Origin of the sequence: Pyxidicoccus sp. MSG2 (assembly GCF_026626705.1) — a bacterium.
Taxonomy (GTDB): domain Bacteria; phylum Myxococcota; class Myxococcia; order Myxococcales; family Myxococcaceae; genus Myxococcus.
The window spans coordinates 7,585,772-7,606,078 of sequence record NZ_JAPNKC010000001.1 but is presented as its reverse complement, the minus strand read 5'-3'; the positions used below and the strand labels follow the sequence as shown (position 1 = coordinate 7,606,078).

The 20,307-nt window shown below is 72.5% G+C and carries 16 protein-coding genes; 8 read left to right on the top strand and 8 right to left on the bottom strand.

The genetic code is table 11. The features are described 5' to 3' along the window. Positions 1-82 precede the first annotated feature (82 nt). Positions 83-271, bottom strand: coding sequence for a hypothetical protein (locus tag OV427_RS30005; protein WP_267859620.1), 189 nt, complete (start codon positions 269-271; stop codon positions 83-85). A 358-nt stretch (positions 272-629) separates the two neighbouring features. Between OV427_RS30005 and OV427_RS30000 the strand changes: the two genes are divergently transcribed. After that, positions 630-1,931 carry a glycoside hydrolase family 1 protein gene (locus OV427_RS30000; protein WP_267859619.1) on the top strand — a complete coding sequence of 434 codons (1,302 nt, stop codon included), beginning with the start codon at positions 630-632 and terminating at the stop codon, positions 1,929-1,931. Between the two features lie 87 nt (positions 1,932-2,018). Here OV427_RS30000 and dusB read toward each other — a convergent pair whose 3' ends face one another. Next, positions 2,019-3,032, bottom strand: a complete 1,014-nt coding sequence (gene dusB / locus OV427_RS29995; protein ID WP_267859618.1) for a tRNA dihydrouridine synthase DusB — start codon at positions 3,030-3,032, stop codon at positions 2,019-2,021. Positions 3,033-3,124: 92 nt separating this feature from the next. Here dusB and OV427_RS29990 point away from each other — a divergent pair, with 92 nt between their 5' ends. From OV427_RS29990 to OV427_RS29970, 5 genes are all read left to right on the top strand, one after another. Then, entirely contained in the window at positions 3,125-4,561 is a 1,437-nt protein-coding gene (locus OV427_RS29990) for a TPR end-of-group domain-containing protein (protein ID WP_267859617.1), read from the top strand. 89 nt (positions 4,562-4,650) lie between these two features. After that, positions 4,651-5,718: an acyl-CoA desaturase gene (locus OV427_RS29985; RefSeq protein WP_267859616.1), complete on the top strand. Its 1,068-nt coding sequence runs from the start codon at positions 4,651-4,653 to the stop codon at positions 5,716-5,718. 56 nt (positions 5,719-5,774) lie between these two features. Then, a complete protein-coding gene (locus tag OV427_RS29980) occupies positions 5,775-6,404 on the top strand; it encodes an RNA polymerase sigma factor (protein WP_267859615.1) in 630 nt (209 codons plus the stop codon). Continuing rightward, positions 6,401-7,180: a DUF1109 domain-containing protein gene (locus OV427_RS29975; RefSeq protein WP_267859614.1), complete on the top strand. Its 780-nt coding sequence runs from the start codon at positions 6,401-6,403 to the stop codon at positions 7,178-7,180. The genes OV427_RS29980 and OV427_RS29975 overlap by 4 nt, the downstream gene beginning before the upstream one ends. A 101-nt stretch (positions 7,181-7,281) precedes the next feature. After that, positions 7,282-8,025, top strand: a complete 744-nt coding sequence (locus OV427_RS29970; protein ID WP_267859613.1) for a DUF1223 domain-containing protein — start codon at positions 7,282-7,284, stop codon at positions 8,023-8,025. Positions 8,026-8,143: 118 nt separating this feature from the next. Here the strand turns inward: OV427_RS29970 and OV427_RS29965 are convergent, their stop codons facing one another. After that, positions 8,144-8,581 carry a peroxiredoxin gene (locus tag OV427_RS29965; protein WP_267863505.1) on the bottom strand — a complete coding sequence of 146 codons (438 nt, stop codon included), beginning with the start codon at positions 8,579-8,581 and terminating at the stop codon, positions 8,144-8,146. Between the two features lie 245 nt (positions 8,582-8,826). On the opposite strand from OV427_RS29965, the gene OV427_RS29960 reads away from it, so the two are divergent. Together OV427_RS29960 and OV427_RS29955 are read left to right on the top strand one after the other, a co-directional pair. Beyond that, complete coding sequence (locus OV427_RS29960) at positions 8,827-10,884, top strand: chloride channel protein (protein ID WP_267863504.1); 2,058 nt, start codon at positions 8,827-8,829, stop codon at positions 10,882-10,884. Positions 10,885-10,958: 74 nt separating this feature from the next. Continuing rightward, positions 10,959-14,510 carry a hypothetical protein gene (locus OV427_RS29955; protein WP_267859612.1) on the top strand — a complete coding sequence of 1,184 codons (3,552 nt, stop codon included), beginning with the start codon at positions 10,959-10,961 and terminating at the stop codon, positions 14,508-14,510. Between the two features lie 12 nt (positions 14,511-14,522). Here OV427_RS29955 and OV427_RS29950 read toward each other — a convergent pair whose 3' ends face one another. The 5 genes from OV427_RS29950 to OV427_RS29930 all read right to left on the bottom strand — a co-directional run bounded on the left by OV427_RS29950 (position 14,523) and on the right by OV427_RS29930 (position 20,307). Beyond that, entirely contained in the window at positions 14,523-15,821 is a 1,299-nt protein-coding gene (locus OV427_RS29950; protein ID WP_267859611.1) for a UDP-glucose dehydrogenase family protein, read from the bottom strand. A gap of 26 nt (positions 15,822-15,847) precedes the next feature. After that, the gene (locus tag OV427_RS29945; RefSeq protein WP_267859610.1) at positions 15,848-16,429 is read right to left on the bottom strand and encodes a glycosyltransferase family protein; all 582 of its coding nucleotides are present in this window, start codon (positions 16,427-16,429) and stop codon (positions 15,848-15,850) included. A gap of 538 nt (positions 16,430-16,967) precedes the next feature. Then, positions 16,968-18,104 carry a CgeB family protein gene (locus OV427_RS29940; RefSeq protein ID WP_267859609.1) on the bottom strand — a complete coding sequence of 379 codons (1,137 nt, stop codon included), beginning with the start codon at positions 18,102-18,104 and terminating at the stop codon, positions 16,968-16,970. Then, on the bottom strand, positions 18,101-20,161 hold the full coding sequence (locus tag OV427_RS50625; RefSeq protein WP_324290005.1) for an NAD-dependent epimerase/dehydratase family protein: 2,061 nt from the start codon (positions 20,159-20,161) through the stop codon (positions 18,101-18,103). The genes OV427_RS29940 and OV427_RS50625 overlap by 4 nt, the downstream gene beginning before the upstream one ends. After that, entirely contained in the window at positions 20,158-20,307 is a 150-nt protein-coding gene (locus tag OV427_RS29930) for a hypothetical protein (RefSeq protein ID WP_267859608.1), read from the bottom strand. The genes OV427_RS50625 and OV427_RS29930 overlap by 4 nt, the downstream gene beginning before the upstream one ends.

Here is a 20,307-nt window from a genome sequence, read left to right as displayed (position 1 = left end):
GCCGAAAATGAAAACGGCCCGGCGGGTTTCGCCGAGCCGTTCACCGGACGTCAACTCACGTCCGCTCATGACTGCGTACTGCTCAGGACTCCGGGGTCGCCGGGGCCGCAGTCGTCTTGCTCGCGCGCTTGCGGGCAGGAGCCTTGCGAGCGGCCTTGCGAGCGCCACCCTTCTTGGCCGCCGCCTTCTTGGTGGCGGTCTTGCCCGCGGTCTTGCGGGTGGTGGTCTTCTTCGCCGTGGCCTTCTTGGCAGTCTTCTTCTTGGCAGCCATCAGAACCTCCAGGTTCAGTGAATTTGGCCCCGTCAACCAGGACCCTGCACTCTTCTTGATGGGAGTGAGTGCTTGAAGTGAAGAGTACGGGCGCCATGCGCGTGTGTCAACGCATGGTGATGTATTGCAACGCGCTTCAAGGCCGATTTTTCGGCATCGGGCGGGTTTGAAGGCCCGAAACGGTGCCTCGCGGACACTCCGAGGCGCATGCGCGCGTCGCGCGCGAGGCCGAATTTCAGGCTCCGGACGCGTCGGAGCCACTTCCGCGCCGTCGCCGGGCCGGGCTTCGCGGCACGTGAGCGACCCGGCACGCGGCGCTTCTCGCGTTGGGAGGTGGGGTCTACGTTGCGCCCCCACCATGAGCACCGATGCGCTGACCTTCCCCGCGGACTTCACCTTCGGCGTCGCCACCTCGTCGTACCAGGTGGAGGGCGGCATCGAGAACGACTGGGCCGAGTGGGAGCGGGCCGGGAAGCTGAAGGAGCCCGACGCGCGCTGCGGCCGCGCGGTGGACCACTGGCACCGGTACGAGGAGGACTACGCCCTGGCGCGCGCGGTGGGCGCCACCGCGTTCCGCATCTCCCTCGAGTGGGCGCGAATCGAGCCGGAGCGCGGGCGCTACGACGGTGTAGCGCTGGAGGCGTACCGGGAGCGGCTCCTCAAGATGAAGGCGCGGGGCTTGAGGCCGGTGGTGACGCTCCACCACTTCACCCACCCGACGTGGTTCCACCGCGAGACGCCCTGGCACCAGCCGGCCAGCGTGGACGCCTTCCGCCAGTACGCGCGCCAGTGCGCGGCGCTGCTGGAGGGGCTGGACGCGCTCGTCATCTCCTTCAATGAGCCCATGGTGCTGCTGCTGGGCGGCTACCTGCAGGGCGCCATTCCGCCGGGCATCGCCGACGGCGAGCGCACCATGCGGGCGATGGAGCACCTGGTGCGCGCCCACGCGGCCGCGCGCGAGGAGCTGCTGTCGCGCCTGGGCCGCGTGGAGCTGGGCATCTCCCAGAACACGCTCGCCTTCGCGCCGGACCGGTGGTGGCACCCGCTGGACAGGGCCCTGGTACGGCTGGGGGCGCAGGCCTACAACCATGCCTTCCACGAGGCGCTGGCCACCGGGAAGCTGCGCGTCACCATGCCGGGCGTGGCCTCCACGCGCGTGGACATCCCCGCGGCGCGCGACTCGGTGGAGTTCATCGGCGTCAACTACTACACGCGCGCGCACCTGCGCTTCGTGCCGCGCCCGCCCTTCATCGAGTTCAAGTACCGCGACACGCTCGGCCGCGGCCTCACCGACATCGGCTGGGAGGACTGGCCCGAGGGCTTCCTCCAGTCCCTGCGCGAGGTGAAGCGCTACGGGCGGCCGGTGTGGATTACCGAGAACGGCATCGATGACCGCGGCGGCGCGCGCCGGCCCCACTACATCCATTCCCACCTGGCCCAGGTGCTCGCCGCGCGGCGGCTCGGCGTGGACGTGCGCGGCTACCTCTATTGGAGCCTGCTCGACAACTTCGAGTGGCTGGAGGGCTGGGGCCCGCGCTTCGGCCTCTACCACGTGGACTTCGACACGCTGGAGCGCCGCCCCACCCCCGCCTGCGACTACTTCCGGAGCGTGGCCACCAGCCACCGGCTCGTGCCCCCGGCGTCTCCGCCGGGCCTGTAGCCGCTGTCCGGATGGGGACAGCCACCCGGGCCACCGACTGAATCCAGGTTGGCAAGTGCCTGGAATCCGGACGGTTCGAGGGACGCGTCAGCCCAGCGCCGCGCGGTAGTCCACGTCCTGCTCCTCGCCGGGGCCCTCGAGGTCCGCGTCGGCGGCGGCGAAGAAGCGGCGCACGCAGGCCTCCACGGCCGAGGGCATGTCCAGCGTGTTCACCTCCGCACGGAAGGCGGCGGCGCCGTGCAGGCCGTGGGCGTACCACGCCAGTTGCTTGCGGAAGGAGCGCACGGCGCCCAGCGGGTCACCCATGAAGTCCAGGTGCGCGCGCAGGTGCTCCAGCACCAGGGCACAGCGCTCCGCGGGCGTGGCGGGCGGGCCGCCCAGCAGCTCGCGGAATATCCACGGGTTGCCCAGCGCCGCGCGGCCAATCATCACGAAGTCACAGCCCGTCGTCTCCAGCATGCGCCGCGCGTCCTCCGGCGTCTTCACGTCCCCGTTGCCGATGAGGGGCAGCTCCGGGAAGTGGCGCTTCACGTCGGTGATGACGCTCCAGTCCGCCTGGCCCGAGTAGCCCTGCTCGCGGGTGCGCGGGTGGATGGCCAGCGCCGCGCAGCCGGCCTCCTGCAGCGCACCCGCCATCTGGAGGTAGTTGCGGTTCTTCGCGTCCCAGCCCGAGCGAATCTTGCAGGTGACGGGCAGCCCGGTGGCCGCGCGAATCTCGCGGACGATGTCCGCGGCACGGGGCACGTCGCACAAGAGGGCGCTGCCGGCGCCGTTCTTCGTCACCTTCTTCACCGGGCAGCCCATGTTGATGTCGATGATTTGCGCGCCGGACTCCCGGCCCACCACCGCGGCGCGGGCCATGGCCTCCGGCTCGCCGCCGTAGATCTGGAGCGAGTACGGCCGCTCCACCTCGGCGTCGTAGCGCAGGTACTTCAGGGTCCGCTGGTTGGCCCGCATCAGCCCCTGGGAGCTGACGAGCTCCGTGGGACAGAGGGCGGCGCCCAGGCGGAAGGCGATGACCCGGAAGGGCATCTCGCTCACCCCGGCCATGGGGGCCAGGATGTAGGGGTTCGGCAGGGAGTAGGGACCGAGCTGCGGCATGAAGGGCGGGGAACCTAGCGGAACATCCAGGAGCTTGCAGGCGGTGCGCAACAGCCTGCACGGCTGGGACTCAACGGTTAAGGTCCGTCCCCATGTTCCGCTTTCGTCTCGGAGGCATTCCCGTCGAAGTCCAGCCGAGCCATCTGCTGGTGTCGGCGATGATTGCCTGGACATCTATAGATGGGGCCCAGGCGGGCTGGCCCTTCCGTCAGGTGGCGGGGGCGCCCGCGCTCGGCCACGCCAGCGCGATGGTCGTCTACATCCTGTCCTGGATGCTCATCGTCTTCGTGTCCGTGCTCGTCCACGAATTGGGCCACGCCCTGGCCAGCCGGCTGTTCGGCTACCGGCCGAGCATCGCGCTCGCCTGGATGGGGGGCCACACGCTGCCCAATGACCAGCCCGGCCCCCTGCCCTGGAAGCGCAACCTGCTCATCACCGCGGCCGGGCCCTTCTTCGGGCTGATGCTGGGGTTGGGGTGCTGGGCGGGCTACGCGCTGCTCAAGGGCCGCACGCCCGCGCTCGACTTCTTCCTGGGCACCTCCGCGCTCGCCAACCTCTTCTGGGCAGTGCTCAACATGATGCCGGTGCTGCCGCTCGACGGTGGACACATCACCGCCACGCTGGCGACCCGGGTGTTGGGCCCCCGGCGCGGCCTGCTGCTGGCACAGGGGCTGGCCCTGCTGGTGTGCGTGGCCGCGGTGGTGTTCGGGCTGAAGACGGGGTTGATGATCTTCACCATCATCTTCGCCATGTACGGCGTGCAGGCCTTCCGCCTCGTGACGGAGGTGCTGCGCAGCACCGACAAGGGCGCGGACACGGCGAAGCTGCGGGGGCCGCTGGCGGAGAAGCTGCGCGAGGCGCAGGCCGCGCTCAAGGCGGGCCAGTTGGACGACGCGCGGCGGCTGAGCGCCCAGGTGCTGGAGACGGAAGAGGGGCTCACGCCGCAGCTCGCCAGCCACGCGCACCACCTGCTGGGGTGGGTGGCACTGAAGGAGGGCCACGGCCGGCCCGCGCTGGACCACTTCTCCCAGGTGCAGGGCGGCGTCGCGGTGGAGCCGCACGCGGTGGCGGCGGCCTTCTCACTGGTGGGCGACGACGCGCGCGCGGTGGAGTGGTGGAAGCAGGCGTGGCAGACGTCGTCGGACCGCACGGTGCTGCACGAGTATGCCGGCACGCTCATCCGCCTGGGCCGCGAACAGGAAGCGCTGCGGCTCCCGGGGCTGGACCCCGCAGCGGCCTACACCTGCGCGGAGCGCGTGCTCTTCATCCGGGGCGCCTTCTCCGAGGCCGCCGCCGTGGGCGAGGCCGCGCTCCGTCATACCCCCAGCGCCACCATCGCCTATGACGCGGCGTGCGCCCATGCCCGCGCGCGCAATGCGCCGGAGGCCATGCGGATGCTGCGCCGCGCCACCGAGCTGGGGTTCAACGACGGGGCCTACGCCGCCTCGGACGCGGACCTGGCACCCCTGCATGGGCACCCGGCTTTCGAGGCCTGGTTGATGGAGCTGCGCCAAACCGCCGTTTCCTGACAGTGCCATGACAGGAGGGGGTGTTGATGCAGGGTGGGACCGAGCAGGTTGGTTGAGCTCCGTCCCGGACCCGCTCTCACGAGGCTCCCTTGCAGACACCCTCCCCTGCCCTGTCCGCGGACAACGAGCGTCTCAACTGGCTGTCCTCCATCCCCTTCTTCGCCGTGCACCTGATGTGCCTCGCCGTCATCTGGGTGGGCGCGAAGCCGGTGGACGTGGCGGTGTGTGTGGGGCTGTACATCGTCCGCATGTGGGGCATCACCGCGGGGTACCACCGGTACTTCTCGCACCGGGCCTTCAAGACGGGGCGCGTCTTCCAGTTCATCCTGGCGCTGGTGGGCAGCACCTCCACGCAGAAGGGCGTGCTGTGGTGGGCGGCGAACCACCGGCACCACCACCGCTTCTCCGACCAGCCCGAGGACATCCACTCGCCCATCCAGCGTGGCTTCTGGTGGAGCCACATGAACTGGATTCTCTGCGACAAGTACGGGGAGACGCGCATGGAGGCCATCAAGGACTTCGCGCGCTACCCGGAGCTGGTGTGGCTCAACCGCTTCCACCTGGTGCCGCCGGTGCTGCTGGCGGTGGCGCTCTACTTCATCGGCGGCTTCTCCATGCTGGTGTGGGGCTTCTTCGTCAGCACCACCGTGCTGTGGCACGGCACCTTCACCATCAACTCGCTCAGCCACATCTTCGGCAAGCGCCGCTACAAGACGACGGACACCAGCCGGAACAACTGGCTGCTGGCGCTCATCACCCTGGGCGAGGGCTGGCACAACAACCACCACTACCACCAGAACACCGCCAACCAGGGCTGGTTCTGGTGGGAGGTGGACTTCAGCTACTACTCGCTGAAGGCGCTCTCCTGGGTGGGCGTGGTGGAGGGGCTGCGCACGCCCTCGGAGGCCACGAAGTACGCCTTCCGGAAGTACACGGACGCGGAGCGCGCGGAGCTGGCCACCCCCGCCCGCTTCTGGGGGGCCACCGGCGCCCGGGCCCAGCTCGTCGCGGCGCGGGCGGCGGCCGGGGACGCGGCCAGGGCGGCGGGAGACGCGGCCAAGGTCGCTGGCGACAGGGTGCGTGAGGCGATTGCCGCCGCCGCGGACCACCTGCCCACCTCCGCGCCGGCCCCGCAGTCCCTGCTCAAGCGCCGCTGACCGGGCCCGGCCGGAATCCCCCGGGTGACGCATTCCCGGGGTAGAGTCCCTCGCGCGTGCCCCTGCCGCCCTCCTCGCTGAAACCCGATGCCACGCCCGCGCGTACCGGAGAGGACCCGGCGCGCGACTCCGTCGCCGACAGGTCCGACGAGGTGCTGATGGCGCGGTTCCGGGAGGGTGATTCCACGGCGTTCGACGCGCTCTTCCAGCGCTACGCCCGGCCCGTGCAGGGCTACCTCACGCGGCTGACGGGCAGCGCGTCCACGGCCGAGGACCTGGTCCAGCTCACCTTCCTGTCGCTGGTGCGCGCCCGGGGCCGCTTCCAGCCCGGCTCGCGCTTCAAGCCCTGGCTCTACGCCATCGCCACCAACGCGGCGCGCGACTCCCAGCGCCGGGGCCGGCGTCCGGAGGAGCTGACACCCGAGGGCGAGCTGCCCGCGAGCATCCCCGCCGACACCCCGGGCCCCCGGGACAGCGGGCTCGAGCAGGCCGTGCAGCGCGCCCTGGCCCAGCTGCCAGAGGGGCAGCGCGTCCCCATCCTCCTGCACCGCTTCGAGGGGATGAGCTTCGCGGAGGTCGCCGATGCGATGGGCCTCACCGAGAGCGCGGTGAAGGTCCGCGCCCACCGCGGCTATGAGCGCCTGCGCGAGCTGCTCGCCGCCCTGCATCAGGAGACCACGGAATGAAGCCGGAGTGCTCGCGGGTGATGGACTCGCTGGGAGGACCGCTGCCCGCGGAGCTGACGTCGCACGTGGCCACGTGTGAGGACTGCCGTGCCCTGCTGGGTGGCTTCGACGCGCTGGGCGGAATGCCGGCGGCCCCGCCCGCCACGGCCCCGGCTCCAAAGCTGGAGGCCGCGCACCAGCTCGCGCTGAAGGAATTGGCCGCGCACCCGAAGCCCACGCCCTGGTGGCGCGAGCTGCTGGTGCTGCTCGCCGTCTACGCAGTCGTATTGGGCGGGGGACTGGCCTGGCTCAGCCGGGATGGCGTCGTGGGCAACCAGGCCCCGCCGATGGTGGTGGCCGCGGTGGCGCTGCTCACGCTGGTGCTGGTGGGTGGAGGCGCCTTCCTGGCGCTGGCGCCCTCGCGGCGGCGGGTGCCGTGGGCGCTGGTGGCCCTGGCGGCGGTGGGCGTGGCGGCGGTGCAGGTGATGGGCGGCTCGGGGCTCCAGATACGGCCGCCCATGCGGGGCATGCTGGGGTGCATGGGCTCGGAGGTGGCGCTGTCCGTGCTGCCGCTGGCCGTCGCGCTCGTGCTGCTGTGCCGCTCCGCCTTCCAGCCCGTGCGCGCGCTGGCCGCGGGTCTGTCCGCCGCCGGGGTGAGCCTCCTCGTCCTCCACCTGCACTGCCCGGACGGGACGGTGCGCCACCTGATGTCCGCGCACGTCCTGCCGTGGCTGGTGCTGGCGGGCGTGGCGGTGCTCGTGCGCTCGCGCCTGCCCACGCGCAGCTACGCTCCCTGAGCGGGCCGTGTGGCCCTGGCGTCGAGGTGTCGCGCCGGCTCCGTGGCCGGGCAGGCGGGCGCGCGGTGTAACCCGGGTCCTCTCGGGGGCGTAACCAGGACATGACCTCCGCGCTCCTCGCCCTGCCGCTGGTGCTGCTCACCGCGGCGCCCGTCTCCCGCACGCCCGTCGTGGTGGAGCTGTACACCTCCGAGGGCTGCTCGAGCTGCCCGTCCGCCGACGCCGCCCTGTCGCGGCTCGCCCGGGCCCAGCCCGTGGAAGGCGTGGAGCTCATCCCCCTGGGCTTCCACGTGGACTACTGGGACGACCTCGGGTGGAAGGACCCCTACGCCTCGCCCGCCTTCAGCGCGCGCCAGCGGCGCTACGCGCTCAACGGGGACGACAACCGCGTCTACACGCCGCAGATGGTGGTGGATGGGGAGCGCAGCTTCGTGGGCGACGAGGCGAAGGCGCGCGAACAGGCCGCCTCCGTGGCGAAGCAGGCCAAGGTGCCCCTGCGCGTCGGCGCGCGCGTGGACGGGGACGCGGCGGTGCTCACCGTGCGGCTCGACGCGGCGCCCCCGGCGGGCACCGAGTTGTGGGCCGCGCTCACCGAGGACGGCCTGTCCAGCCGGGTGACGCGGGGTGAGAATGCCGGCCGCACGCTGGAGCACGCGGCGGTGGTGCGCGCCCAGGTGACGCTGCCCGCGCCGAAGGCGGACCCGGCCGGTGGCTTCGTGTCCGAGGTGCGCGTGCCGCTCGCCACTGGCTGGAAGCGCGAGTCCCTGCGCGCGGTGGCGGTACTCCAGGAGGCACGCGGGCCGGTGCGCGGCGCGGCGGCGGTGGCGCTTGCGCCGAAGTCGTGAGCCCGCGCGCAGCGCCCTGCCACCACGGGCGGCCGTCGCAGGCGATTCACGGGAAGGAGGGCGCGCCCGGGGTTGAAGCCGGACGCGCCCCGGTGTCACGGGTGCGGCGTGTACGGCCTCACAACTGCTTCAGCGCCTCCTGCGGGAAGGCGCGGGCATCCACCTTCGGGTACCACGCCTTCACCTTCCCGTCCGGGCCGATGATGACGCCCACCCGGCGCGCGTTCGGCGACTTCGCGTCGTCGCAGGCGCCATAGGCGAGCCCCAGCTTCCGGTCCGTGTCACTCAGCAGCGGGAAGTTGAACCCGAACTTCTCGGCGAACGCCTTGTTCTCCTCCAACGTGTCGAAGCTGACTCCCAGAATCACCGCGTTCTTCTCTTCGTACTGCGTCTTCTGGTCGCGGAACCCGCAACCCTGGGCCGTTCAACCCGGGGTGTCCGCCTTCGGGTAGAACCACAGCACCACGTTCTTCCCGTGGTAGTCCGCCAGCCGGTGCGTCCGGCCGGTGTGGTCCCGGACGGTGAAGTCCGGTGCCACGTCTCCTGGCTTGAGCATGCGAAGCCCCTCGCGCGGCGGTGCCGGAAGTCCCGCCACGCCGCTGTCCTCGTCCAGCCTCCGGCCCCGCGTACGTAGCATGGCCGACTGCTCCCCTGACGGGCGCGCGACCCACGGCCGGTACGGAGTGCCAGCAGCCCGACAACCCACTCACGGCACTTGAAGCGTCCGGGGACACCTGCTTAGTGGGAGCACCAATGAAAGGCGCTGTACCCATCCCCGACGCGGCGCAACGCCGCGCGCTCATGAGCCGGCTTCGCGCGGCGCTGAGCCGCCTGATTCACGACCTCCTCCAGGCCTCGAACCGGCTGCGGCTTCCGGGACCCTCGGTGCTGCCGGTGGCGGGCGCGGTGGTGGGGCTCTACAGCGGGCTGGCGGCGGGCATCTTCGCCAACCTCATCGGCCTGATGACCGGCATCACCTTCGGCGCCGCCGAGCTGACGCACACGCTGCGCCGGGGCCAGCTCAAGACGCTGGTGGAGGCGTTCTCCACGGCGCACTGGCACTTCGAGTACGCCATCATCGGCGCGCCGCTGGCACTGGGCGCGCTGGTGGTGGGCCACTTCATCCAGCCCGGCGGCCCTCGCGACGAGGTGAAGCGCCGGCTCAAGCTGCTGTCGCTGCTGACGCTGGGCGCGTTGTCGCTCTACTACCCGCTGGTGGCGCTGGCGGCGCTCAACAGCGTGTTCGGCCACTCGCACAACCTCCCCGAGACGCTGGCGGACCTGCCCTGGTGGCTCATGCTGCTGGCCCCCACGCTGGGCGGCATCACGGTGGGCCGGCTGCTGCGCGACAGGCCGGAGACGCACGGCCACGGCGTGCCGGAGGTGGTGCGCGCGGTGAAGAGCGGCGCCAACGTGGTGCCGGCGGACCGCGGGCTGCTGAAGCTGGTGGCCTCCGCGATAACGATTGGCAGCGGCGGCTCCGCCGGACGCGAGGGCCCCATCGTCTACGGCGGCGCGGCGTTCGCCTCCACCGTGGGCCGCGTGCTGGGCTTCAGCCGCAGGGAGCTGTCCATCCTCCTGGCCTGTGGCGCGGGCGCGGGCATCTCCGCGTCCTTCAATGCCCCCATCGCCGGCGCGGTGTTCGCGATGGAAATCATCCTGCGCGAGTTCGAGCTGCGCGTCTTCTCGCCCATCATCCTCGCCAGCGTGGCGGGCACCCTGGTGAGCCAGGGCGTGCTGGGCGAGGCGCCCATGCTCCGCCGCGTCCCGTATGAGCTGGTCAGCGGCGGCGAGGTGCTGGCGTACGCGGGGCTGGGCATCGGCTGCGGGCTGCTGGCCTTCACCTTCGTGCGGCTCCTGCACGGGGTGGAGCACTTCTTCCACGGACGCGGCGGGGGCCGGCTGTCGCCCTGGCTGTCCCGCAAGCCGCTGCACTTCCGCGCGGGCCTGGGCGGGCTGTGCGTGGGCCTGCTGGCCTTCGTCAGCCCCACGGTGTGGGGCAGCGGGCACGACTACATCAACCTGGCCGCCGTCGGCCGGCTGCCCTTCCTCTTCCTCGTCACCGCGTGCGTGCTGAAGCTGGTGGCCACCGCGCTCACCATCGGCTCGGGCGGCTCGGGCGGCACCTTCTTCCCCGCCGCCGTCATCGGCGCCATGGCGGGCGGCGCCTTCGGCACGCTGGTGCACTACTTCTTCCCCGCCAGCACCGGGCCCAGCGGCGCGTACGCCCTCGTCGGCATGGGCGGCGCGGTGGCGGCGCTCAACCGCGGCCCGCTCACCGGCATGATGATGCTGTACGAGCTGAGCGGGAACCACGACATCATCCTCCCGCTGATGGTGACGTGCACCATCGCCTCCGCCCTCTGCCACTACCTCATCGAGCGCAAGGCGCCGAAGGTGCAGAGCGACACGGACCTGCTGGAGGGCACGCCCGTGCGCACGGTGATGGCCCACCTGTCCCCCGTGCCCGCGGGCACGCCGCTGCGCCCACTGACCGATTTGCTGCTCACCTCCGAGGCGGGCGCGCTGCCGGTGCTGGACAACGCCGGGCAGGTCTACGGCACCGTGCAGGTGGAGCACCTGCGCGAGGTGTGGCGCGACGAGTCCATGTATCCCCTGCTGGTGGCCAGCGACCTGGCGCGCAAGCTGCCCCTGCTGACGCCCGACCAGGACCTGGCCCACGCACTGCGCATCATGGACCAGGAGGACGTGGACGCACTGCCCGTCACCACCCCGCCGGGCAGCCCCACCTGCGGGCTGCTCACCCGCGGCGCCGTGCGGCGGTTCCTCTCCGCCCAGCACACCCAGGCCCACTCGCACGGGGACGCCCCCGTCAGCCCCACCGAGGCGTCGCACTGAGTCAGGGTTTGGAGCCCCTCCCCTGACGGGGGGCGGTTTGTCAGGAACGGACAAGCCCGGGCATCCTTCGCGCCATGCCCGAGACCCGCCTCCCCGAGCTGCGCGCCGAGCTGTCCGCCACCCACCACGACGCCCGCATCCGCCGCATGGTGGAGCTGGGCCGCCGCGCGCCGACGGACCCGGACGCGAGCACCGCGCTGGAGGGGCTGGCCCGGGGAGACGCTTACGAGCGCCGGCTGGCCCTCGCCGCCCAGTTCACCCGGCGCGACGGCGCCCACGTGCTCCACGCCACCTCCGACGCGTCCGGCCGCATCCGCGCCCTCGCCTTCCGGCTGGTGCCCCTGGCCTGTGACGACGCCCAGGCGCTGGAGGCCCTGAAGATGGCCTACGCCATGCGCCGCGAGGGCTCCATCCTGAAAGGCCTCGTGCGGCAGGAGCGCCAGGGCGTCATCGACGTGTACCTCGACTGGCTCGCCGCCCGCGCGGGCGTGCCCGACTTCGCGGACGCGGTGCCCCTGGGGACGCCCGGCGCCATCCGCCGACACCTCGCCCGCGCGCTGGAGAAGCCGAGCCTCCGCTTCTGGAACCGGCTGGCGCGCTTCGCCCCCGACATCCTCGCGGAGGTGCTCGCCGCGCGCCTGCGGGCCGTGCCCGGTGAGCCCGACCCGGTGACGCGCTGGCAGCTGCGCTTCTACCTGCCCCGCATCGCCGACCAGGCGCCCGACGCCGCGCTGGAGCTGTTCGAGCTGCTGCTCTCCCGGCGAATCGACCCGGAGACCGCGGCCTGGAACTGGCTGGCGATGCACCGGCCCGAGGCCGCGCTGACGCTGCTCCAGCGCCACGCGCACGCCACCGCCTTCTGGAAGCTGTTCGCCCGCGCGGCCCCCCGCCTGAGCCCGGAGTCCCTGGCGTGGCTCGTCCACCGGGCCCCGGGCTCGCTGGGGGACGCGAAGACGCTGCTGCCCCTGCTCTCCGAGCCCGCGCGCCGCGCCGTCGTCGACGCGTGGTGCGCCAAGGTGGACGTGGAGCCCAGCTGGGGCACGGAGCTGCTGCGCGCCATCTCCGACACGCGGGTGCGCGAGCGCGTGTACTCGCGCTGGAGCGTCGCCTCGCGCGACAAGGACGGTGTCATCTCCCTGGGCGTGCTGAGCATCCTTCCCATCGACCTGCGCGAGCGCGAGGCGCGCCGGCACCTGCACGAGGTGGTGGCCCTGGGCACCCGCCCGCGGCAGCGCATGGAGTACGCGCGCCTGCTGCCCTGGGACGAGGCACAGTCCGTCCTCCAGTCCTACCTGGGCCACCCCGAGGGCAACACGCGCGGCGAGGCCCTGACGACGCTGCTGGCCATCCCCGGCCTGCGTCCCGACGAAACCGCCCTGGTGGACCGCGCCCTCCCCCTGGTGCTGGCACGGAAGAACGAGCAGGACCCGGTGCGCGCGGCGATGCTGGGCGCGCTCGTGAGATGGCCCCGCGACGTGTGGCGCCGCGAGCACACCGAGGCCGTGGGCCGCATGCTGCGCGACGCGCTCGACGCGGCGGACCTGTCCCACGGGACGGCGCAGCTCGCGGAGGCCCTGCTGCTGCGCGTCTTCGCGCGGGACGCCGCCTGGGGCGCGACGTGGCTGGCCACGCTCATCAAGGAGCGCGGCGTCCTCCACAACCCCCGGCTGGGTGAGCAGCTCAGCGACGACGAGGTGCGCACCGCCGCGCCCCAGCTCCTCGACATCGCGAAGGGCTGGGCGCAGCGCGAGCGCGGGGGCCCGCTGCTCCAGTTGGTGCAGAGCCTGGGCGAGCGCGTGGGCCTGGTGCCGGGCCTGGAGGACCTGCTCGTGGGCCTCCGCGACGAGACGCCCTGGAGATGGATGGCGCTGGGCATCAGCCAGTGGCTGTCCGAGCATGGCCGCGCGCGCTTCGAGGCGACGCTGGGCGCCACCGTGCGGCGCTGGTACGACCACGGCTGGCTGTCGGAAATCATCACCCTGGCCTCGTCTCAGGAGGACGGCGAGCCCCTGCACCCCGAGCTCGCCTCCGGCCTGGAGCGCGTGGCGCTGCGGCTGGGCACGGAGGCGCCCTCCGCGCTCACCGTGCTCTGGAAGAAGGACTGGCGCGCCTTCGACCGGCTGCTGCCCGCGCTGCTGAAGGCCGACGCCAGCGTCATCTGCTTCACCGTGGTGCACCACTACCTGCACCGCCGCCGGCAGGACCTGCTCACCCCCTACCTGGGCGCCCCCGTCATCCACGGCCGCTTCGCGACGGGGAAGACGGGCTGGCTGCTGTCCTTCGGCGACGGCTTCTTCCGGTGGACGGCGGAGCAGAGCGCCACCTACTCGCGCGCCGTGGGGCGGATGTTCGAGGACCGCGAGCGCGACACGCCCACGCTGCTGTGGGCCACCGCGCAGCTGGCGGCCCTCGACTGGGCGCCCATGGACGGACTGTGCGCGCTGGCCGACGACACGCGGCCGGCCGTGCAGGAGAAGGCCCTGCGCGTCATGGCGCGGTGCGACCAGGGCCAGGGCGTGCCCACGCTGCTGCGGTGCCTGGAGGACGCACGCGCCCGCATCGCCATCTACGGCCTGCGCCGGGCCTTCAAGGGCATGCCGCCCTCGCGCGTGCTGTCGCTGCTGGCCTCCGTGCCCCTGACCAAGGTCACCGTGGCCAAGGAGGTGGTGCGCCTGCTGGGCGAGCTGCGCGCGGACGCCGCCTACGAGCGGCTGCTGGAGCTGGACGGCCTGGCGCTGCACCGCGACGTGCGCATCGCCATGCTGCGCGCCCTGTGGGACCACCTGGACCGCGAGCCGACGTGGGACGTCTTCGCCCGCGCGGTGGACGGCACCGACTGGGTGATGGCCTCGCGCCTGGGCGACATCCCCGCGGACCGGCTCACCGTGGAGTCGGACCGGAAGCTGTCCGCGCTGCTCGGGCGCGTGCTGCGCCGGCCCGAGGCGGAGGCCCGCATCGACCTGCTCAACCGCGCGGCGTACCTCGCCGTGAAGGACGCCGAGCGCACCTTCCTGTCCGCCTGCGGCGCGCGGCTGGGCTCGCCGTATGACGACGAGGTGTCCGCCGCCATGCGCGCCATCCTCCACCGCTCCGACGAGCGGGATTTGGAGCGCCTGGAGGGCATGCTGGACGCGGTGGCACCGGACCGGCGCGCGCTGAGCGTGGCCCTGGGCCAGTTGCTGGCCCTGCCGGTGAAGTCCCGCGCCAGCTACATGCAGGCGGCGCTGGCGGCGGAGCAGGTCCTCTCGAAGGACGCGCGACTGGCGGCGCTGCGCGTGCGGTGCGCGGGCGCGGCCCTGGCCCCGGTGGAGTGGGCCGCGCGGGTGGCGCACATGGGCGAGGCGGGCCACCTGCACGCGGACGCGCTGGAGGCGTGCCGCGGCGTGGTGGGCGCGCTCCCCGCGGGCGAGCTGGAGGCCGTGGAGGCGCGGCTCACCGCGAGCCCGAGCGAGGAGGCGCGCCGGGTGGCCGTGTGGTGCCTGGTGCACGACGCGGCGCCCAAGCGGGGGTGGACGCCGGAGCGGCTGGCGCGGCTGGCCCGGCTCCAGGCGGATGCCTCTCCGCTGGTCTCCGGCGCCGCGCAGGCGGTGTTCCCGCCCCGGGAGATGGTGGCGAAGCCCGCCTGAGCGGGTGGAGGGCTACGCGCGGCCGATGCCGTAGTACGCGAAGCCCTCCTCCCTCACCTGCACCGGGTCGAAGATGTTGCGGCCGTCGAAGATGACGTGCCCCTTCATCAGGCTCTTGAGCTTGCGCAAATCGGGCCTGCGGAACTCGTTCCACTCGGTGACGAGGAAGAGGCCCTCCGCGCCTTCCGCCGCCGCGTAGCTCGACGGTGCGTACAGCACCCGGTTGCCGAAGTAGCGCTCCGCCACCTTCGCCGCCACCGGGTCATGCACCTGCACCCGGGCGCCCTTGCCCAGCAGGCCCTCGATGAGCTCCACGGCGGGGGCCTCGCGCATGTCGTCCGTCTTCGGCTTGAAGGCCAGGCCCCACACCCCGAAGGTCCGGTCCGCCAAGTCGCCGTAGTGCCGCAGCGCCTTGGCCAGCAGCGAGCGCTTCTGCCGCGCGTTGGTGCGCTCCACGGCGCGCAGCAAGTCCAGCTCCAGGCCGAACTCGCGCGCGGTAGCCACCAGCGCCTTCACGTCCTTGGGGAAGCAGGAGCCGCCGTAGCCGCAGCCCGGGTGGAGGAACGGGTAGCCGATGCGCCGGTCCGAGCCCAGGCCCTTGCGCACGTATTCCACGTCCGCGCCCACCTTCTCGCAGAGCGCGGCGACGTCGTTCATGAAGGAGATGCGCGTGGCCAGCATCGCGTTGGCGGCGTACTTCGTCAGCTCCGCCGAGCGCGTGTCCATGTAGAGGATGGGGTTCTCCGTGCGGACGAAGGGCCCGTAGAGCTGGCCCATCAGCTTGCGCGCCCGCTCGGACGTGGTGCCGATGACGACGCGGTCCGGCTTGAGGAAGTCCTCCAGCGCGGCGCCCTCCTTGAGGAACTCGGGGTTGGAGACGACGTCGAACTCCACGTCCGTCACCGCGCGGATGGTCTCCCGCACCTTGTCCGCGGTGCCCACCGGCACGGTGCTCTTGTCCACCACCACCGTGTACTGCTTCATCTCCCGGCCGATGCTCTCGGCGGCGGCGAGCACGTACTGGAGGTCGGCGTCACCGCTCTCCCCTTCCGGCGTGCCCACGGCGATGAAGACCACCTGCGCGGGCGCCACCGCCCTGGCCAGGTCGGTGGTGAAGTGGAGCCGGTTCGCGGCGGCGTTGCGGTGCAGCAGTTCCTCGAGCCCCGGCTCGTAGATGGGGACGCGTCCCTCCTGGAGGGCCTGGACCTTGCGCACGTCCACGTCCACGCAGGTGACCTCGTTGCCCGACTCGGCGAAGCACGTCCCCGCCACGAGCCCCACGTACCCCGTACCCACCACTGCAATCTTCATGGCTTCCCCCGTCCTTCCCAAGCAGCTCAGCGCTGCACGATGAACCCGTCCACGGGTGTCCCCGTGGCGGAGGCACGGCTGGCCTCCCGTGCGTACTCCTCCACGGCCAGGGCCCGGTGGGCCTCCGTGTGCTCGGCCAGCACCCGCGCCCGGGCCTTCGCTCCCAACGCGAGCCGGTCCGCCTCCGACAATTCCCGGAGGTGGCCGAGCACGTCCTTCGCCGTGCGCGCCAGGAGGATTTCCTCCCCGGGCACGAAGACGCTCTCCAGCCCGTTCCACACGTCGCTGATGATGGGCACCCCGCAGGCGGCGGCCTCGAAGAGGCGCACGCCAGGCGAGTACCCCGCCAGCACCCTGTCCGCGCGCGTGACGTACAGCGAGAAGCGCTGGGCGCGGTAGAAGTCCGCGTGCGCGGGCGGCGGCAGGTGCGCGACCCGCTCCACGTTGGAGGGCCACCGCACCACCGCCGGGTACTGCGGGCCGGCGACGACGAAGCGCCCCGCCTTCCACTGGAGCGCGGCGTCCAGCAGCAGCCGCGCAGCGTGGGCTGCCGGCCCGCGCTGTAGGTGCCCAGGTAACCCAGGTCCCAGTCGGGCGCGCGCGGGCACGGCAGGTACAGCTCCGGGTCCACGCCGCGGTAGAGCGGGCGCGCCGCGGGCGAGCCCAGCTCGCGCTCAAGTCGCCGCAGCATGGGGCCGCCGGTGAAGGACAGGTACAGCCGGTAGCCGGGGATGAGGTCCGGCGAGAGGTAGTCGAAGTCCCCGCGCGCCAGCTTCGCGAGCGTCACCGGCGTGTCGAGGTCATAGAAGGCCGGGATGCCCCGGGTGGTGGCCTGCACCCAGCGCCCCACCGCCACGCCGTGCGGGACGTAAGAACCCACCACCACGAGGTCCGCGTCGCGCACGTCCGCGGCGAAGCGGTCTCTCAGGTCCGCCACGTCGGCGTACAGCTCCGTGCGGCCCCAGGGCGGCCGGGGCAAATCCCTGTGGGCCGCGTACCAGGGCACGTCCCGCTCCAGGAAGAGGACGTCGTGCCCCCGGCGCACCAGCTCTCGCACGAGGCCGCGGTAGGTGGCGGCGTGCCCGTTGCCCCGGGACGACGTCATCGACAGGCCGAGGATGACGATGCGCATGCGCTGGGGCTCCATCACGCCACTCCTCCCACTGCCCGCGGTGGCGCCGCGCCGGTGTCGACGCCCAGCTCGCGGCAGATGCCCAACAGCTCGTCCACGCGGTGCGCGCAGGTGTGGCGCGCCAGCACGGTGCGCCGGCCATGGGAGGCCAGCTCGTGGCGCGCGCCCTCGTCCGCCAGCAGCATGCGCAGGTGGCGCTCCATCTCCGCCCCGTCGCGCGCGACGAGGAAGTCCCGGCCCGGGGTGAAGAGGCCCTCGGCGTCCTCCCACGGAGCGCTCACCAGGGGGATGCCGCACGCGAGCGCCTCGAAGACGCGGATGGTGGGGATGCCCGGCAGCACGGAGGCATACGGCCCGCGCGGCACGTGCACCGTCAGGCGCGCACGGGCGAAGGCCCACGGGGCTTCATGGTTGGGCAGCCAGCCGCCGTACTGGATGCCCGCGTCGGCCAGCGCGCGCTTCGCCGCGTCGGGGTAGCGCACGCCGTGGACGCGGGCCTTCAGTCCGAGCGACTTCACCGGGCCGAGCAGGAATGCATGCAGCTCCGCGGTGCGCTCGTCGTCGCCCCAGTTGCCCACCCAGACGAGGTCCTCTTCCCGCGGCACCGAGGGCAGCGGCCGGAAGACGCGCGTGTCGGCGGCCTCGTGCCACGTCCAGGCACGGCGGGCCCAGCCACGGGCCAGGTAGAGCCGGCGGATGACGTCGCCGAAGGCCAGCACCCCGTCGTAGTGCGACAGGTCATACCCGGCCAGCTTCTCGGGTGAGGTGACGCTGTGGTGGTCCGTGTCGTGGAAGAGCAGCCGGAAGCGGCCGCCCCGGGCGCGCTGCTCGCCCACGCGCTGCACCAGCTCCGGAGGGCTCCACTCGTGGACCAGCACCACGTCCGCGCCGTCCAGCGCGAGGTCCAGGTCCAGCGTGCCCGCGTCGTACCGGTGCGGCCGCACGCGCGGGTAGATGACGCGGACCGCATCGAGCGCCTCCTGCCCCCGGGGCTCGGCCAGGAGGTGCTGGAGGCTCCACGCATCCTTCGGCTCCCAGACGCGCACCTCGTGGCCGCGCTCGGCCAGCTCGGTGACGAGGCCGCGAAGGAAGTGCGCGTTGCCGTGGTTCCAGTCGGACAGCAGGGAGTGACAGAAGAGGACGACTCTCATGGCGAGGGGCTCTCAGGAAAAAGAGGCCGAGCACCGCCGGCCACCGTCACCGGCCGGAAGGGGCGGCCCGCGAGCAGCTCTTCCAGCCAGCCCCGCAATCGGGTGAGGCCCTCGCGCACGCTCACCCGCGGCACCCAGCCGGTGGCGGCCTGGAACTTCCGCGTGTCGGACACGTAGTAGCGCTGGTCTCCACCGCGCCAGTCCTCGTGACGCACGTCGGGCCGGTGACCCACCAGCTCCTCGAGAAGCTCCAGCAACTCCAGCAGGCTCACCGTCCGCGTGGGACCGCCGCCAATGTTGAAGGCCTGGCCGGAGACGGTGTCCAGCTTCGCCAGGGCGAGCTGGAAGGCGCGCACCAGGTCCTCGATGAAGAGGAGGTCGCGCACCTGCATGCCGTCGCCGTAGAAGGTCAGCGGCTGGCCCTTCAGCGCGCGGAGGAGGAAGTGGGCCACCCACCCCTGGTCCTCGGTGCCGAACTGGCGCGGGCCGTAGACGCAGCCCATGCGGAACACCGTGGCGCGCAGGCCGTAGCTGCGTGCCCAGTCCAGCACGTACTGGTCCGCCGTGCCCTTGGAGCAGCCGTAGGGACTCTCGAAGTCCAGCGTGCGGCGCTCGCTGATGCCCTGGGCGCGAATGTCCGGGTCCACCGGCTCGTAGCGCCGCGCTCCGGCCACGAAGCGCAGACCGGGCAGGCTGCCATACACCTTGTTCGTGGACGTGAAGAGCAGCGGCGCCGGCGTGTCCATGGCACGCAGCGCCTCCAGCACGTTGAGGGTGCCGCGCGCGTTGACCTCGAAGTCGTGCGTGGGTGCGTCCAGGCTGGTGGTGACGGCCACCTGCGCACCGAGGTGGAAGACCTCGCCCGCGTGGCGCACGGCGCCGCGCACCGAGGCGGCGTCGCGGAGGTCGGCCACCTCCACGTCCAGCCGCGCTCCGTGACGCTCCTTCAGCCAGCGCAGGTTCCTCTCCACGCCCGGCCGGCTGAGGTTGTCGTAGACGAGGACGCGGCGGCCCTCCTCCAGGTACGCGTCGGCGACGTTGCAGCCGATGAAGCCCGCACCGCCGAAGATGACCACCTGCCGCTCCGGGTGTACGCCGCGCGACTGGCCGAGCCGCCGGAAGCCCTCCGCCAGTCCCGCGAGGCCGCACTCCGCCCACAGACGGTAGAGGAGCTTCGGGCTCCCGTCGGCGCGCTTCAGGCCCAGGTACCCATCCCGCTCGTCGGTACACTCCTCGGGCACGTCCTCCACCGAGCCCGCGTCGCACAGGCCCTCCCAGTACATGCGCGGCACCGGCGCCGCGGCCGCGTCGAGAAACTCCGCCACCTGCCGCCGCTCGCCGTGGCGCCACGTGGAGTAGCCCGCGGCTGTAATCCACACCTCCGCGCGCGAGCCGCGCCGCGCGAGCACGTCCTCCACCGGCTCCAGCCACGCGCGCCAGCCCGTCCACGGCGAGTCATGCGTGTCCGGCCAGCCGTGCACGCCCACGGCGTCGAGCGCGTCCGGGCCCAGCCGCTCCAGCAGCCCGTCCAGCCACGGCGGGTCCACGGGGCTCATGCCGCCCAGCACCACGCGCTTGCCGGCCGCGTGCGCGCGCTTCGCGCCCTCGGCCACCATGGCCGTGAAGGTCTCCCACGCCGGGTCCAGCCTCCAGTCATAGGAGGCCAGGCTGTGCGGCTCGTCCCACAGCTCCACCCACTCCACGAAGCGCCCGTGCTCGGAGAGGAACCGCTCCACGAAGTCACCGAAGGCCCGCGGCTCCCGGGGCGGCGCGCTCTCCCGGCCTCCGCCCACCAGCCCCGCGGGAGTGCCCACCAGACAGGGCAGCACGCACACGTCCTGGGACAGCCGCCGCATCAGCCAGCGGTACCAGACGGCGCCTTCCGGAGTGACAGCCTGGGCCCAGGACACCCGCGTGCGCAGCTCGCGCACGCCCAGCACCTCGAGGTCCGCCAGCGCCGTCTCCACCGAGGCGTGGTCTCCCGGCGTGAAGTCCCGCACCAGCCCCACTCGCGAGGTGCGAAGCCCCGCGCCGCTCCGAATCCTGTTCCGTGTCATCCGGTGAGCCCCCGTGCCTCGTCCTCGACGTGGGACAGGAGGCAGGCGAGCACGCGAACGCGGTGTCCCCGCTCGATGGGCGGGTCCGCCCGGTATGAGCCGATGACGCCGGCTCCGCCCGTGATGAGAATCTGCCTGCGCTTCAT